General features: G+C 64.9%; 16 protein-coding genes. 5 read left to right on the top strand and 11 right to left on the bottom strand.

All coding sequences use genetic code 11. The features are described from left to right. Positions 1 to 5: 5 nt before the first annotated feature. Together HEQ22_RS09620 and HEQ22_RS09615 are read right to left on the bottom strand one after the other, a co-directional pair. Complete coding sequence (locus HEQ22_RS09620; RefSeq protein ID WP_432767686.1) at positions 6 to 239, bottom strand: hypothetical protein; 234 nt, start codon at positions 237 to 239, stop codon at positions 6 to 8. After that, a complete protein-coding gene (locus HEQ22_RS09615) occupies positions 236 to 559 on the bottom strand; it encodes a hypothetical protein (protein ID WP_432767685.1) in 324 nt (107 codons plus the stop codon). Before HEQ22_RS09615 ends, HEQ22_RS09620 begins: the two co-directional genes overlap by 4 nt. Before the next feature lie 409 nt (positions 560 to 968). Between HEQ22_RS09615 and HEQ22_RS09610 the strand changes: the two genes are divergently transcribed. After that, positions 969 to 1,307, top strand: a complete 339-nt coding sequence (locus HEQ22_RS09610) for a hypothetical protein (protein WP_432767684.1) — start codon at positions 969 to 971, stop codon at positions 1,305 to 1,307. A gap of 141 nt (positions 1,308 to 1,448) precedes the next feature. On the opposite strand, the gene HEQ22_RS09605 is transcribed toward HEQ22_RS09610, so the two are convergent. Further along, positions 1,449 to 2,441: a hypothetical protein gene (locus tag HEQ22_RS09605; protein ID WP_432767683.1), complete on the bottom strand. Its 993-nt coding sequence runs from the start codon at positions 2,439 to 2,441 to the stop codon at positions 1,449 to 1,451. Positions 2,442 to 2,511: 70 nt separating this feature from the next. Continuing rightward, the gene (locus HEQ22_RS09600; protein ID WP_432767682.1) at positions 2,512 to 3,963 is read right to left on the bottom strand and encodes a TIR domain-containing protein; all 1,452 of its coding nucleotides are present in this window, start codon (positions 3,961 to 3,963) and stop codon (positions 2,512 to 2,514) included. Between the two features lie 579 nt (positions 3,964 to 4,542). On the opposite strand from HEQ22_RS09600, the gene HEQ22_RS09595 reads away from it, so the two are divergent. Next, positions 4,543 to 4,896 (top strand): endonuclease domain-containing protein, encoded by a 354-nt coding sequence (locus HEQ22_RS09595; RefSeq protein ID WP_432767681.1) that lies wholly within the window; start codon positions 4,543 to 4,545, stop codon positions 4,894 to 4,896. Positions 4,897 to 5,130: 234 nt separating this feature from the next. On the opposite strand, the gene leuA is transcribed toward HEQ22_RS09595, so the two are convergent. From leuA to HEQ22_RS09580, 3 genes are all read right to left on the bottom strand, one after another. Beyond that, the gene (leuA, locus tag HEQ22_RS09590) at positions 5,131 to 6,840 is read right to left on the bottom strand and encodes a 2-isopropylmalate synthase (RefSeq protein WP_432767680.1); all 1,710 of its coding nucleotides are present in this window, start codon (positions 6,838 to 6,840) and stop codon (positions 5,131 to 5,133) included. A gap of 239 nt (positions 6,841 to 7,079) precedes the next feature. Continuing rightward, entirely contained in the window at positions 7,080 to 7,724 is a 645-nt protein-coding gene (locus tag HEQ22_RS09585) for a YceI family protein (RefSeq protein WP_432767679.1), read from the bottom strand. Positions 7,725 to 7,823: 99 nt separating this feature from the next. After that, positions 7,824 to 8,228, bottom strand: a complete 405-nt coding sequence (locus tag HEQ22_RS09580) for a hypothetical protein (protein ID WP_432767678.1) — start codon at positions 8,226 to 8,228, stop codon at positions 7,824 to 7,826. Between the two features lie 178 nt (positions 8,229 to 8,406). Here HEQ22_RS09580 and HEQ22_RS09575 point away from each other — a divergent pair, with 178 nt between their 5' ends. Together HEQ22_RS09575 and HEQ22_RS09570 are read left to right on the top strand one after the other, a co-directional pair. Continuing rightward, positions 8,407 to 8,892 (top strand): YHS domain-containing (seleno)protein, encoded by a 486-nt coding sequence (locus HEQ22_RS09575; protein ID WP_432767677.1) that lies wholly within the window; start codon positions 8,407 to 8,409, stop codon positions 8,890 to 8,892. A gap of 367 nt (positions 8,893 to 9,259) precedes the next feature. Beyond that, on the top strand, positions 9,260 to 9,568 hold the full coding sequence (locus HEQ22_RS09570) for a polyhydroxyalkanoic acid system family protein (protein ID WP_432767676.1): 309 nt from the start codon (positions 9,260 to 9,262) through the stop codon (positions 9,566 to 9,568). Between the two features lie 27 nt (positions 9,569 to 9,595). On the opposite strand, the gene ilvC is transcribed toward HEQ22_RS09570, so the two are convergent. The 4 genes from ilvC to miaA form a co-directional block, all read right to left on the bottom strand. Then, positions 9,596 to 10,630, bottom strand: a complete 1,035-nt coding sequence (gene ilvC / locus HEQ22_RS09565; RefSeq protein ID WP_432767675.1) for a ketol-acid reductoisomerase — start codon at positions 10,628 to 10,630, stop codon at positions 9,596 to 9,598. A 132-nt stretch (positions 10,631 to 10,762) separates the two neighbouring features. After that, positions 10,763 to 11,278: an acetolactate synthase small subunit gene (ilvN, locus tag HEQ22_RS09560; RefSeq protein ID WP_432767674.1), complete on the bottom strand. Its 516-nt coding sequence runs from the start codon at positions 11,276 to 11,278 to the stop codon at positions 10,763 to 10,765. Between the two features lie 208 nt (positions 11,279 to 11,486). Then, a complete protein-coding gene (gene ilvB / locus HEQ22_RS09555; protein ID WP_432767673.1) occupies positions 11,487 to 13,241 on the bottom strand; it encodes a biosynthetic-type acetolactate synthase large subunit in 1,755 nt (584 codons plus the stop codon). A 75-nt stretch (positions 13,242 to 13,316) separates the two neighbouring features. Then, positions 13,317 to 14,303 carry a tRNA (adenosine(37)-N6)-dimethylallyltransferase MiaA gene (miaA, locus tag HEQ22_RS09550; protein WP_432767672.1) on the bottom strand — a complete coding sequence of 329 codons (987 nt, stop codon included), beginning with the start codon at positions 14,301 to 14,303 and terminating at the stop codon, positions 13,317 to 13,319. On the opposite strand from miaA, the gene serB reads away from it, so the two are divergent. Then, entirely contained in the window at positions 14,302 to 15,186 is an 885-nt protein-coding gene (gene serB / locus HEQ22_RS09545) for a phosphoserine phosphatase SerB (protein WP_432767671.1), read from the top strand. The two genes, miaA and serB, sit on opposite strands and share 2 nt — an antisense overlap. Positions 15,187 to 15,404: the final 218 nt, after the last annotated feature.

Here is a 15,404-nt window from a genome sequence, read left to right as displayed (position 1 = left end):
TCTCCTCAATAACCGCTCGTCGAACCCGGCGCGCGGTAGAAGCGGTGGCGGTTCACGGTGCCGGCGATGATATGTTTCTTCAGCTTTGCGCGCATGATGTCGGCGCCGTCGGGGGTGACGCAGACGAGGCGGGTGCCGCCGTCGGGCAGCGGCTCGATCGCGCTGATCACCACCTTGGCGGTGCGGCAAATCTCCGTGACCCGCGCTTCGTCGAGCGCGACGTTCATCGCCCGGCTCATGCCGCAGCGGCCAGCACGGCGTGGTCGCGGATCGCCGCGGCGACCGCGGCAAACCCCGCGTCGCTGGCGGTCGCGAGCGCGAGCGGGCGGCCGCCGAGCGCGGCGTCGTCGCTGTTGAGGAAGGCGATGGCGGCGTCGCGGCCGCCCATGGTCAGAAAGGCGAGCTGGCTGATGTCGCCCTGGCGCCGCGCCTCGTCGTGCGGCAGCGGGGTGCGGCGCTGGCGGAAGAAGGCGTTCGAGCGGGCTTTGGCCTGCGCCGGGGTCGGGGTCGCGGCAGCGGGGGTGGCGGTCGGTACGGCGAGGCTGGGGTCGGCGGTCATGGGCGATGGCTCCTGTCGCGGGCAAGCGGGAGCGCGCAGGTCTCTCAGCCGCGGCGGCTCAAGCGTTGCGTGCCGCGATGCCCCCGATATGGGGAGCGTGGCGGCAGATTGTAAGGCGGCGGCGCGTTGCGACGAAGTGCGGCGGCCATCGGACGAGCCGAGGCGGCCCCGTCGTTGGTCGATTCGAATTCGCCGCCGGTCGAACGGCACGGCTGGGCGCAGGCACCCCATGGCAATGGAATGACTGGATTTTACCCGTCCGCCGCGCGTCGTTTTGGCCGCGGCGGCGCACCGGCCAAAGCGGCCAGGAGGCCATAAGCAGACCCGAATTTCTTGCCGCGGCGGCGGTGACGGCCGGACCAGCCGTGGGCACCGCCCCCTTCGTTCCCCCCACCGAAGGTTCTTTCCCATGCCATTCCCCCACGACCGTCCGACCCGCGGCAGCGATTGCGATTGCCTGCCGCGCCCTTCCGACACCAAGGGCTCCGACGCCAAAGCGTCCGACCCCAAACCATCTGACCCCAGCCCGTCCGACCCCGCACTGCCCGTCTATGTCCTGCGCTATCAGGATGCGTGGTTCGGGATGGAAAAGCGCGTGACCTTTGCCGCGGCCGACCTGGACGCGGCGCTGGCGATCACCGAGCGCGAGCCGATCGGCGCGTGGGCCGAGCTGTCGCAGGACGGCGTGCTGCTGTGCCGGCGCGGCGGCGAGCCGGGTGGGGCGGCCGATTATTGGGTCGTCGACTAGAGCGTCGTTCACCAAATCGGCAACCTGCAATTCCGTTCGTGTCGAGCCGAAGGCCGGCGCGTCCCAAACGTGTCTCGACTTCGCTCGACACGAACGGGGAAGATGGCTCAGACAAATTGCACGACGCGCCGGCCTGCGACGCTACCGCGCTCGCCCGTGCCGTTTCGCCTCCGGCGCGGCGTCGTTGGCGGGGAGGCGGAAGTAGGCGCGGCGCGCGGCCTCGCCGGCGGTGCGCAAGGGGGCGCAGGCGGTGGCCACCGCGGCTTCCCAGGCGATTTGCTCATCGGGGTCGAGGGTGCGTTCATAATCTTCGTGGCCGAAAATGCCGTCCTCGATGCCGATGAAGCCGTCGGGCGGGGGGAAGTTGGTGCGCAGTTCGCCCGCCGCATCGTCGTACCACACGGTCATCGCCGCGGCCTCTTCCTCGGGGGTCGGTTCGGGTTCGGGGGCTTCGTCGGGATCGGCGGAAATCTGCGCAACTTCATTCGCGATCGCGCTGTCTTTCCACAGCGCGGCGAGCGGGTTGGTGCGGTTGTCGCGGCCGGCGAGCCACAGCGCGAGCGCGGCGCCGAGCCCGGTCGCGGGGGGTGCGGCGGCGGCGCGATGGTCGGCGTCGGCATCTCCGTCGGCTGCGTCGCCTCCCGTCGCGGCGGCTTCGTGGATCGCGGCGGCGGTGTCGAACAGCGACAGGAAGCCCGGCCAGTCGCCGGCGACGACCTGCGCCAGCATCTCCTCACCGGCGCGGGCGCGCGTTTCGACCATCTTGTCGAGCCGCGCGAGCATCGCGAGGCCAAGGCGGCTGTCGAGGCGGCGGCGCTTGGCAAAGCTGCGCCCGTCCTCGCGCATGATTTCGGCGGTTTCGTCATGCCCCCAGATCGCGCGGTCGAGCAATTCGTCAACCAGCCGCCCGCGCGCGATCATCACCGCCGCGGCGCAACCAAGCTTGAACGCCGCCCCCTCGGGCCGCTGTTTCAGCTGATAGACCGCGGACGGCGACATGCCGACCTTGGCCGCCGAAATCTTGACCGAGCCGTTGGTGGCAAAGGCTTCGAGAAAGTCGCGCTGGAGGCGGGGCGTCCAGTGGTAGCTGGGCGGGGCGGAAATGAGGGTGGGGTCGTACGGGGTGTCGTCCATCGATTCGGCCTTTCGGTTAGGTGAAGCCGATGCATTGAACCATATGGGTTATAAGTAGGAAAGGGGTTTTTCAGGTCCGAATAGCGAGGTGCTCGGCATTTGCGAGATAGGCGACCGGAATGCCGTTGTAGTCGAATAGTTGCGTGGTGTTTCGACTGCCGCTGATATCTGTAAGCTTTGCCTTTAGTGCCTCGACACTAGTTGCACCTAGCACAGGAAGAATACGCTCTAGAAATGATTTGGACTCGGATCGAGCAAACATTTTGAATGGAGAAAATCTATTTGATGCATAAACTAAAGTTACAGGATACCACTGGCGACTCTCTTGGAGATTTTTATTACGAAGAAATAAAGTAAAATCAGCTTGCATTAGATTTTCGAACGATGGATCACCGTCGTCTGGATGGGCCTCCTTGATAATGTCAGCGTGAACGCTAATGCGGTTCAAATTTAATCTTTCATTTCGGAACTGGAAGGATGTTATATATTGATAAAATTCTGTAAAGGTAGATGTGGATGGGCGATCAGACCCATCGTTTGGTCTAAATAAATATGATGATCGCGCCGCGATCTCGGCGAAGTCAAATCGCTCGTCTTCAAGGGCGATCGCGATGGTTGTTAGAAATGCTTCGTGTGCTATGTATTTATGCGCATCGAATTGAAGCTGGTTCCCGGATAGCATGTCCGAAGAGCGATACATGAGTGACCCAAGTCCCTCGTGTATACGAAGTACTTCGGTCGTCGCGTCGGGGTCTCTACTGTATCGTGACACAGCACGGACAACTGAATTTAATTCCCGTAGATAGGGTCGCATCTCGGTGATCGATGCAAGTATCGTTTCGTCGAGGGGTTCCGCGTCTGAGAGATTCGGTGTGAGTTGGCGTAGTTCGGAGACGAGTGCATCGCCGAATTCCCGGATTAATGGGGGGGCTTGCTTGGTACCGTCTTTGATCGCTCTTTCGGCCCGCCGAGCATGTGATCTCGTTCCAGAGGCAACGGGCTGCGTGCTAAGTAGAGCATCGGGAATATTGCCGAGCTTGGGTTTCACATGCTGCGGACGATCTACAATCCATCTGAGAAGCTGTTCATAACTGTCCTCAAATTTGTCGCCAGATCTGAAATCAAAGAAAATTCGTCCTTTGTAGAAAATTGGTATGTGGGCATTACCTTGGGCGTCATCATCAGTCATTACTGCGGCATATTTGTCTTGCTGACTAGATTTATATATTTCTGGAGATATAATTTGACTTTCTGTTCCAACACCTCCGGATCGACTGTTTGCCTTTTCTACATATTTCTCATCGCAGACCATTATTACCTTTGTGACGGAACTGTCAGAAACCATCGATTCCATAAATGCATAGGAATCATAACCCGGCTTTAGATCCCACTTATCAAGCATGACATCGACACCGTCTTCGCGCAGCCTAGTGGCCAAATTTAGTACCCAACTTTCATGGGTTGGTGAGGACCAAGAGTATGAAATGAACGCTTTGACGGCGGTGTGTGCAGATGTGCTCATGCATTCTTATTGGTGCGCTGGAAACAGCACCGCAAGTGCCAATTTGCGAGTTCCCTCCACCCCTCGCTGCGCGAGCGGTCCCCCTCCCCATCGCTTCGCGACAGGGCGGATTGGGGTGATCGATCCTCCCTGTCGCGAAGCGATGGGGAGGGGGACCGTCGCCGGAGGCGATGGTGGAGGGGCGGGGGCGGTGCGTTATTGCCCCTCCGTCAGTCCTTCGGACTGCCACCTCCCCATGGCTTCGCCACGGGGAGGAATTTTGGTCCGGGGTGGGGCGGGTTGGGGATTTTGATTTTTTCGCTGTGGCGTAGGTAGGGTGGTGCGGGGGCGGGGGCTTTGTGCTGGGCTTTGAGGGTGTGGCCCCTCCGTCAGCCGCTTTGCGGCTGCCACCTCCCCATCGCTTCGCGACAGGGAGGATTGGCGTACTCAAATCCTCCCTGTGCCGAAGGCATGGGGAGGGGGACCGTCGCCGTAGGCGATGGTGGAGGGGCGGGGCGGTGCGTTAAAAGCCCCTCCGTCAGTCCTGCGGACTGCCACCTCCCCATGGCTGCGCCACGGCGAGGATTTTTGGGGGGCGTTATGGGGCGACAGACTTCCAAGGCGACGGTGAAGGTGGCGCGCGGGCTGCGGCGGGAGATGTCTTTGCCGGAGGTGCTGTTGTGGCAGCGGTTGCGGGGGCGGCCGGGTGGGGTGAAGTTTCGGCGGCAGCATCCGGTGGGTCGCTATGTGGCGGATTTTTATGCGGCCGAGGCGAAGACGATCGTCGAGGTCGACGGGTTGGCGCATGATGCTCGGGCGGAGCGCGATGCGGTGCGTGACGCGTGGCTGCAGGAGCAGGGGTTTGTGGTGGTTCGGGTGGCGGCGGCGGAGGTTTTGCGGGATGTGGATGGGGTGGTTGCGGGGGTGGTTCGGTTGATTTTGGGTGGGCGCTAGGGGGCGGGGTTGCGCCATGGCCCCTCCACCACTCGCTGCGCGAGCGGTCCCCCTCCCCATGCCTTCGGCACAGGGAGGATTTTGCCGTAGTTTGCCAATCCTCCCTGTCGCGTAGCGATGGGGAGGGGGACCGCCGCGCAGCGGGGGTGGAGGGGCGGCGGCGGTGCGTTGAAAGCCCCTCCGTCAGTCCTTCGGACTGCCACCTCCCCATGGCTGCGCCACGGGGAGGATTGGTTACGCTCCGTTGGCGGCGCTGAGGATCGCCCGCACGCTTGCCGTCGCGACGTCGGTATCCAGCCCGCAGCCGAACACGCTCTTGCCGTCCGCGGTGCGGCATTCGACATAGGCGGCGGCTTGCACGGTGCTGCCCTGGCCGATCGCGTGTTCGCTGTAATCGACGATGTCCATGATCGGGCCGCCGGATTCGGCGAGCGCGGCGATGACGCTGCTCATCAGGCCGTTGCCGCGGCCGCTGATGCTGCGTTGCTGGCCGTCGATGCGCAGGACGCCCGCGAAGATGCGTTCGGACGCCTGTGCCCCTCCACCACTTCGTGGTCCCCCTCCCCGTGCCGGGGAGGAATGCGATTCGGACCAGTCGACGAGCTGGAATCTTTTGTCGGCGACGCTGAGGTAGCTGGCTTCGAAGGCTTGCCAGATGTCTTCGGCGCCGAGTTCGCGGCTGGTTTTGTCGGCGACGGCCTGGACGATGTGGCTGAAGCTGGCCTGCATCTTTTTGGGCAGTTTCAGCCCCTTGTCCTGTTCGAGCACCCAGGCGACGCCGCCCTTGCCCGACTGGCTGTTGACGCGGATCACCGCTTCGTAGCTGCGGCCGAGATCGGCGGGGTCGATGGGCAGATAAGGGACTTCCCAATGCTGGTCGTTCTGGCGTTCGCGCGCGGCAAAGCCTTTTTTGATCGCGTCCTGGTGGCTGCCCGAAAAGGCGGTGTAGACCAGCTCGCCGCCATAGGGGTGGCGCGGGTGCACCGGGAGGCGGTTGCAATATTCGACGGTCGCGATGACCTGATCGATGTCCGAAAAGTCGAGCCCGGGGTCGAGCCCCTGCGTGTACATGTTGAGCGCGATGGTGACGAGGCAGCTGTTGCCGGTGCGCTCGCCATTGCCGAACAGGCAGCCTTCGACGCGGTCGGCGCCGGCGAGCAGGCCGAGCTCGGCGGCGGCGACGCCGGTGCCGCGGTCGTTGTGGGTGTGCAGGCTGATCAGCGCCGCGTCGCGGTTCGGCAAATGGCGGGCGAAATATTCGATCTGGTCGGCGTAGATGTTCGGGGTCGACGCCTCGACCGTCGCGGGCAGGTTGAGGATGATCGGATGGTCGGCGGTGGGTGCAAGAATCTCCATCACCGCGGCGCAGCATTCGATGCTGAAATCGAGTTCGGCGGTCGAGAAGGTTTCGGGGCTGTATTCGAAACGCCAGTCGGTTTGCGGCAGGCGCGCGGCGTTGTCGCGCAGCTGCTTGGCGCCGTCGACGGCGATCTGCTTGATGTCGGCGCGCTCCATGCCGAAGACGATGCGGCGCCACGCCGGGCTGACGGCGTTGTAGAGGTGGACGATCGCGGTGCGGGCGCCGGCGAGGCTGTCGAAGCTGGTGCGGATGAGGTCGGCGCGGGCCTGGGTCAGCACCTGCGGGGTCACGTCGTCGGGGATGCGGCCCGAGCGGACGAGGTTCTGGATATAGTCGAAGTCGGTCGCGCCGCTGGCGGGAAAACCGACCTCGATCTCCTTCAGCCCGACGCGGACGAGCAGGTCGAAGAAGCGGGTCTTTTTCTCGGCATCCATCGGGTCGATGAGCGCCTGGTTGCCGTCGCGCAGATCGGTCGAGAGCCAGATCGGCGCCTGGGTGATGGTGCGGGCGGGCCACTGGCGGCCCTCCAGCGGGACTTGCGGAAACGGCCGGTATTTGGCCGAGGGATCGCGGAGCATGGTCATGGGGCGGGGCTTCTTCTGCGAGACAGGGTGGTGTGGTGGCTTACCCTTGGGCGGTCGCGCGCCGGATCGGGCGCAGCGGCATCGTCACGCCCAAGGGCGTGTAAGTCGCAAAAGCAGGAGGCCGCGCATGTGCATGGCGGGTCTAGTGATGCAAAATGTCGTGTTTGGCAAGAGGGAGCGCAGAAAATGTCGCCGGGCGCGGCGGGGCCGGCCCGGCGACGATGTTTGTAGGGCGGCGGTTATTGCGCTTCGAAGGCGGCGTGGATCTCGAGCTCGACCGCGTCGCTGACCGCCGGGATGCCGTAAGCGATGCCGAAGTCGCTGCGCTTGATCGTCGTTTCAGCCTCGAACCCTACCGTGGCTTTCTTGTTATAGGGATTGGTGCCGGCGCCGTGGAAATCGACGTCGAGGGTGACCGGCTTGGTCACGCCATTCAAGGTGAGGTTGCCGGTGACCTTCGCCTCGTCGCCGTCGTCGTCGAGGACGACCGCGGTCGACACGAACTTGGCGTCGGCGGGGGCGGTGCCGAAGAAGTCGGGCTTGCCGCCATCCTTGCCGGCGCGCAGCAGATGATCGGTGAGGCCGCTGCTGGCGGTGGTGACCTTGGCGACGGGGATCGTCACGTCGACTTTCGATGCGGCGGGGTTGGCGGGATCGATAACGAGGGTGCCGGTGACGTCGCCGAAGATGCCCGAATATTTGCTGAAGCCGAAATGGTCGACTTCCCAGACGACCATCGTGTGGCCGGCGTCGGCGGCGTAGGTGCCCGCGGCGACGCGGCTCTTGTCGGCGGCGCCGGGGACCTGCGGCGCGTTCTGCGCGATGACGACGGGAACCGCGACGACGGCGAGGGCGACGGCGGCAAGGGGGGCGATGCGGCGCATGACGATATTCTCCTGTTGGGGGAGCGCCACGCTATGCCAGCGGGGAGGGCGGCGTCAATCGCGCGCCGCGAAACGCAGCGTTTCGCGGTGCGCCGTGCCTCAGCGGCCGCGCCGCGCCTCGAACCATTCGCGCAGCGCCGCCGAGGCGCAGCCGGTGAAGCCGTAGCTGCCGACCGGCGAGCAGCTGTTCGGGCGCGAGGCGCGGGCGATATTCTCATACCCCTCGACCTGCGACGCCCACGAGCCGCCGCCGACGCTTTCCTCTTCCTTGAGCTCCTCGCGCAGCTCCTTGGGGACGCGGTAGCGTTCGGATTCGGGCTGCTGGGCGCAGACGACGATCTCGTCGCCCTGCGGTTCGGGGCAGGGATCGTCGCCGAAGGTGTAGAGGACCGAGGTGCGCTGCGGCGGCTCGGACGATTGCGCGAGGCTGTCGTCCTGCGCGGCGGCGGGCGCGGCGACGGCGAGCGCGGCGAGGAGGGAAAGGAGGAGACCGGCTTTGTTCATCGTCACAGATTCGCGTTCCCAGACCCCGGTTCGCCTTGGCCCCGGTTCGTTGGGGCGCAGAATGGCGCGTGCAGATGAACCTAAGCCGAACCTGCCCGCGTAACCCTTTGCGGATCGGCCGCGAATGAGGGGTGACGGGCGTCGGCATCGGGCCGTGCGACCCAGATGGAGATTATCCATGAAAAACCAAGCCCTGTTCATCCTGCTGGCGGCGGTGGTCGCGCCGCTGTCGCTGACCGCCTTTACCCCGAACGCCACTGCGGCGCCGGTCTATGTCGGGGTCGAGGGCGGCAATGTTGCGGTCAGCGGCTATGATGCGGTGAGCTATTTCGACGGCGACGGGGTGCCGGTGAAGGGCGACGCCGATTTTGCGGTCGAGCATGACGGCGCGGTCTGGCATTTCGCCAACGGCGCCAATGCGGCGCGGTTTCAGGCCAATCCCGAGGCGTTCATGCCGCGCTACGGCGGGCATTGCGCGTGGGCGATGGCGCGCGGTTACTTGGCGCCGGGCGATCCGCTGGCCTATGCGGTGGTCGACGGCAAGCTGTACCTGAACTTCAACCAGGCGGTGAAGGCGAAATGGGACATGGACCGCGCGGGATATATCGCGGCGGCGGAGACGAATTGGGCGGCGGTACCCGCGGATGCGAAATTCGGGGGGTGATGGCGTGGGTCCGCCTTGGGGTGGATTCCAGACAATCCCCCTCCCTTTTAGGGAGGGGTTAGGGGTGGGTTGCGAGCGATAGCGAGCGGCGGTGAATACGCCGCCGTTGGCGGCTACCCACCCCCAGCCCCTCCCTAAAAGGGAGGGGAGCAGCAATGTCCGCAATTGGTCGTCAAAGGCCAGCCCCCAATCCGTTCGTGTCGAGCGAAGTCGAGACACCCTTGACCTCACACCACGCCGATGGGCATCTCGACTTCGCTCGATGCGAACGGGGTTAAGTAGGGCAGCTTCCGGTCGGACGCGGAGCTTCGCAACATTTGAATTTCGGCCCGCGATGCGCGACAAGATGGCGACAGGAGAAACGCCCATGCCGACCGTCCGCATCGCCCATAATTTGCCCGCCGACGAGGTGCGGCGCCGGATGACGGCGCGCGCCGACGATCTGGTCAAGCTGATCCCCGGCGGGCTGGGGCGGGTCGAGCATCGCTGGGACAGCGAAGACCGGATGCTGTTCACCATCCATGTGATGGGCAAGAGCGTGCCGGCGAGCGCGACGATCGAGCCCGACGCGCTGGCGATTGATTTCGAGCTGCCGCCGGGGCTGGGTTTTGCCGAACCGATCGCGGAGGGGGTGATCCGGCAGGCGGGGGACAAGTTGCTGCTGGGGAAGGGGTGATCCTCCCCGTTCCGGGGAGGATCGGCCTTAATTCTTCGCCTTGTCGACCAGCTGGTTCTTGGCGATCCACGGCATCATCGCGCGCAGTTCGCCGCCGACCTTTTCGATCGGGTGCGCGGCGGCGGCCTTGCGGCTGGCTTTCAGTTCGGGCTGGCCGGCCTGGTTGTCGAGGACGAAGTCCTTGACGAAGCGGCCCGACTGGATGTCCTGCAGGACGCGCTTCATTTCCTTCTTCGTCTCTTCGGTGATGATGCGCGGGCCGGTTTTGATGTCGCCATATTCGGCGGTGTTGCTGATCGAATAGCGCATGTTGGCGATGCCGCCTTCATAGAGCAGGTCGACGATCAGCTTGGTTTCGTGGAGGCATTCGAAATAGGCCATTTCGGGGGCGTAGCCCGCCTCGACCAGCGTTTCGAACCCGGCCTGGATCAGATGGGTGATGCCGCCGCAGAGCACCGCCTGTTCGCCGAACAGGTCGGTTTCGCACTCTTCCTTGAAGGTGGTTTCGATGATGCCGCTGCGGCCGCCGCCGACGGCACTGGCGTAGGAGAGGGCGAGCGCCTTGGCGTAGCCGTTGCCGCTGTTGCCGGTCGCTTCCTGCGCGACCGCGATCAGGCAGGGGACGCCGCCGCCCTTTTGATATTCGCTGCGCACGGTGTGGCCGGGGCCCTTGGGGGCGACCATGAAGACGTCGATGTCGGGGCGCGCTTCGATCAGGCCGAAGTGGATGTTGAGGCCGTGCGCGAAGGCGAGCGCGGCGCCGGGCTTCATATGCTCGGCGAGGTCGTCGGCGTAGATTTTCGCCTGAAGTTCGTCGGGGGCGGCGATCATGATGACGTCGGCCCACTGCGCGGCGTCCTTGTTCGACAGCACCTTGAAGCCGGCGGCTTCGGCCTTTTTGGCGGTCGCCGAGCCGGCGCGGAGCGCGATCGCGACCTCGCCGACGCCGCTGTCGCGCAGGTTCTGCGCGTGGGCGTGGCCCTGGCTGCCGTAGCCGACAACGGCGACCTTCTTGCCCTTGATCAGATCCTGGTCGGCGTCGCGATCGTAATAGACTTGCATTGGCTTCTTTCCTGTCAGTTTTTTCGTCACCCTGAACTTGTTTCAGGGTCCATGGCCGAAGGACGCGGCCTCGGGCCATGGATGCTGAAACAAGTTCAGCATGACGAATGATTGAACGGTAACTCTAAAACTCTAAACCGCCTCCGCGCCGCGGGCGATGGCGACGACGCCGGTGCGGCCGACTTCGACCAGCCCGCATTCGCGCATCAGCGCGATGAAGCGGTCGACCTTGTCGCTCGTCCCGGTAATTTCGAAAATGAAGCTGGTGAGCGTCGTATCGACGACCTTGGCGCGGAAGACGTCGGCCATGCGCAGCGCCTCGATGCGCTTGTCGCCGGTGCCCGCGACCTTGACGAGCGCAATCTCGCGTTCGACATGCGCGCCCTGATCGGCGAGATCGGTGACGCTGTGGACGGGGACGAGGCGGTCGAGCTGCGCGATGATCTGGTCGATCACCGCGGGCGGGCCGGACGTGACGATGGTGATGCGGCTCAAGGCATGGTCGGCGCTGATGTCGGCGACGGTCAGGCTTTCGATATTATAGCCGCGCGCCGAGAACAGCCCGGTGATTTTGGCGAGGATGCCCGCTTCGTTGTCGACGGTGACCGCGAGGACGTGGCGCTCGCCGGCTTCGGTGTGGATTTTCATTATCTTATTCCTTCCCTCTCCCTTGACGGGAGAGGGTTGCGCAGACTTGCCAGCTTGCTGGCTAGTCGAAGCTGGGAGAGGGTGACGCGCGCCATCGGCGCGCGCGGTCCCGCGGACCGCTCCCCCTCTCTAAGACTTGCTAGGCGGCAAGCCGCCAAGCCAAGTCTTTTCTCCCCCGCCGGGGGGGAGAAGATTGAAGTTGTTCCCATCACACCAGCGCCTTGGCTTCGTCGTCCATCGTGCCGACGATGTCGTTCGGCTGGAGGATCATGTCGGTGTGCGCTGCGCCCGAGGGGATCATCGGGAAGCAGTTGGCGAGCTGCGCGACGCGGCAGTCGACGATCACCGGGCCAGGGGTGTCGATCATCGTGCGGACGCCGTCGGCGAGTTCGCCGAGCGTGTCGATGCGCAGCCCGGTCCAGCCATAGGCGGCGGCGAGTTTGACGAAATCGGGCAGGCTGTCCGAATAGCTGTTCGAATAGCGGCTTTCATAGGTCAGTTCCTGCCACTGGCGGACCATGCCCATATATTCGTTGTTGAGGATGAAGATCTTCACCGGCAGGCGGTACTGGCTGACCGTCCCCATTTCCTGGATGTTCATCTGGATGCTGGCTTCGCCCGCGATGCAGATGACGAGGCGATCGGGGTGCGCGATCTGGGCGCCGACCGCGGCGGGGAAGCCGTAGCCCATCGTGCCGAGGCCGCCGCTGGTCAACCAGCGGTTGGGGCCGTCGAAATGGAAATGCTGCGCCGCCCACATCTGGTGCTGGCCGACCTCGGTGGTGATGATCGGGTCAAGCCCGCGCGTCGCGTCGAACAGCGCCTTGACCGCGCGCTGCGGCATGATTTCCGCGGCGTCGTCTTTCTTTTCGGGGAAGTCGAGGCAGCGCGTGGCGCGCCAGCCGTCGAGGCGGCGCCACCATTCGCCGAGGTCGCGGGCTTTGTGGCCCGCTTCCTGCCAGCCCGCGATCAGCGCATCGAGCGCGCGCCCGGCGTCGCCGACCACCGCGAGATCGACGGGGACGATCTTGTTGATCGAGCTGCGGTCGATGTCGATGTGGATCTTTTTGGAATCGGGCGAGAAAGCGTCGAGGCGGCCGGTGACGCGGTCGTCGAAACGCGCGCCGACGGCGATGATCAGGTCAGCGCGGTTCATCGCCATATTGGCTTCGTAGGTGCCGTGCATGCCGAGCATGCCGAGCCATTTGTCGTCGTCGGCGGGGAAGGCGCCGAGCCCCATCAGGGTCGAGGTAACCGGGGCGCCGGTGAGCGCCACGAGCTGGCGCAGCGCCGCGCTGGCATCGGGGCCGGCGTTGATGACGCCGCCGCCGGTGTAGAAGATCGGGCGCTCGGCCGCGGCGATCATCGCGACGGCCTGCGCAATGGCGTCGGCATCGGGATCGACCTGCGGGCGATAGCTTTTGTGGTCGATGCGGTTGGGGACCCGATAGCTGCCGGTCGCGACCTGGACGTTCTTCGGGATGTCGATGACCACCGGGCCGGGGCGGCCATGGGTCGCGATATAAAAGGCCTCGTGCAGTATCGGGCCGAGGCGGTCGGGGTCCATCACCAGATAATTATGCTTGGTGCAGTGGCGCGTGATGCCGACGGTGTCGCATTCCTGGAAGGCGTCGGTGCCGATCAGCGTCGTCGGTACCTGCCCGGTGAGCACGACCATCGGGATCGAATCGAGCAAAGCATCGGTGATGCCGGTGACCGCGTTGGTCGCGCCGGGGCCCGAGGTGACGAGCACGACGCCGGGCTTGCCGGTCGAGCGTGCATAGCCCTCGGCGGCGTGGGTCGCGGCCTGTTCGTGGCGGACGAGGATATGCTTGATCGTCGGGTGTTTGAAGAGCGCGTCGTAAATCGGAAGCACCGCGCCGCCCGGATAGCCGAACACCGTATCGACCCCGAGGTCGACCAGCGCCTGAACCACCATGTCGGCACCGCTCATTTCCGTCACGACGAAACTCCTTTTGGGCACAAAAACGCAGCGCTTGTGCGCTGCAACAGGGTTGCGGGCAATAGGTATAGGATTCTATCCTGTCAACAGCTTTGGACGTAACAATATTGCTAATTGATCAATAGAATCGATGTTTAATGACTCGGCGTGGCGCAGCCAGTCGGCCGGAAGCTGGTTGCGGAACCAGGTATATTGGCGCTTGGCATATTGGCGGGTGGCGGCCTGGGTGAGGGTGAGCGCTTCACTGCGATCGATCGCACCGGCCAGGTATTGCGCGATTTGCGGAACGCCGATCGCGCGCATCGCGGGAAGATCGGGGTCGAGGTTGCGGGCGAGCAGCGCTTCGACCTCGGTTATCGCGCCGCGGTCGAACATCTGGACGAGCCGCTGGTCGCAGCGATCGCGCAGCCAGTCGCGCGGGGGGAGGAGGATGAGCGGGGCGAGCGTGATCGTATCGGCGATGCCGCCCGTGTGTGCGGCGTGCCAGTGGCCGAGCGGGTGGCCGGTCGAGCGGACGACTTCGAGCGCGCGGGCGATGCGGGTGGTGTCGGCGGGATTGAGGCGGGCGGCGGTATCGGGATCTTCGCGGGTGAGCGCGGCGTGGGCGTCGGCGACAGGCAAGGCGCGCACCGCGGCGCGCACATCGGGGTCGATCTCGGGGATCGGCGAAATGCCGTCGAGCAGGGTGCGGATATGGAGGCCGGTGCCGCCGACGAGGATCGGGATGTCGCCGGCGGTGTGTGCGGCGGCGATGACGGCACGCGCTTCGTCGGCCCAGCGCGCGGCATTATGCGCCTCGGCGGCGTCGATATGGCCGAACAGGTGGTGCGGGATGCCCGCCATTTCTTCGTCGGTCGGGCGCGCCGAGAGGATCGCGAGGTCGGCATAGACCTGGCTCGCGTCGGCGTTGATCACGACCGCCCCGGCTCCCGTCTCCTCCACGGCCTTGGCGAGCGCGACCGCCAATGCGCTCTTGCCGCTGGCGGTGGGGCCAGCGATAAGCGCGACAGGCGGGCGCCCCTGAAAGGGTGGGTGCCGGAAAGAGGAAGAAGGAGATGCCATGTTCGTTGCGACGCTGATAGCAGCCGGGAAGCTGACGGGCGAGGTGGTGCGCGAAGCGATCGACCGGCTCGATGCAACGGGGCACGACGTCGGCGCGCCGCACTGGCTGGACGAGGGCGACGCCGCCGACATCGTGTTTCAGGGCAGCCTGGTCAGCGCGCGCGCCGAACTGGCGCTGATGGATCATGGCGCGCTCGACGTGGTGGTGCAGCCGCTGGGCGACCGGACCAAGAAGCTGATCGTCGCCGACATGGATTCGACGATGATCACCGTCGAATGCATCGACGAGCTGGCCGATTATGCCGGGCTGAAGCCCGAGATCGCGGCGATCACCCAGCGTGCGATGAAGGGCGAACTCGATTTCGCCGCGGCGCTGACCGAGCGCGTCGCGCTGCTCGGCGGGATGGCGGAAGGGGTGCTGGTCGAATGCCGCTACGAGCGCGTCCGGCTGACCCGCGGGGCGCGGACGCTGGTGCAGACGATGAAGGCGCACGGCGCGCATGCGGTGCTGGTGACCGGCGGCTTCACCGCTTTTGCCGACCCGGTGGGCGAGGCGATCGGGTTCGACAAGGTGGTGGCGAACCGGCTGGAGATTGCGGGCGGCAAGCTGACCGGGCGGGTGCTGGAGCCGATCGTCGACAGTTCGGCGAAGCTCGAGACGCTGAAGGCCGAGGCGGCGGCGCTCGGCCTGCCGCTGGCGGAGACGCTGGCGGTGGGTGACGGCGCCAACGACATTCCGATGATCACCGCGGCCGGGCTGGGCATCGGCTATCACCCGCACGCGAGCGCCGGCGAAGCGGCGGCGGCGGTGATCCGCCACCACGACCTGACCGCGCTGCTATGGGCGCAGGGTTACCCGCGGCGGAGCTGGGTGCTGGGGTAGGAGTGGTGGCTGGTATCGGCCAATTGCGGCCATCCGTAAGATTACTGTAGCACTCTTCGTATGGCAGACTTTTTATGGCATTTGAAAGGTTCGGTGGGGATCGACAGCGCTATTTCTAATGCCGATGCTTTGCTTCGCATAAGAAGCATGCTGCAGAAGCAAAGGAAGCCAGTTTCATCGACGAACCCTAACTGCCTAAGCTTCAATTCACCTCTATG

It is taken from the genome of Sphingopyxis sp. (genome assembly GCF_050916055.1).
Classification (GTDB): domain Bacteria; phylum Pseudomonadota; class Alphaproteobacteria; order Sphingomonadales; family Sphingomonadaceae; genus Sphingopyxis.
This window is presented reverse-complemented; position numbering and strand designations above follow the sequence as displayed.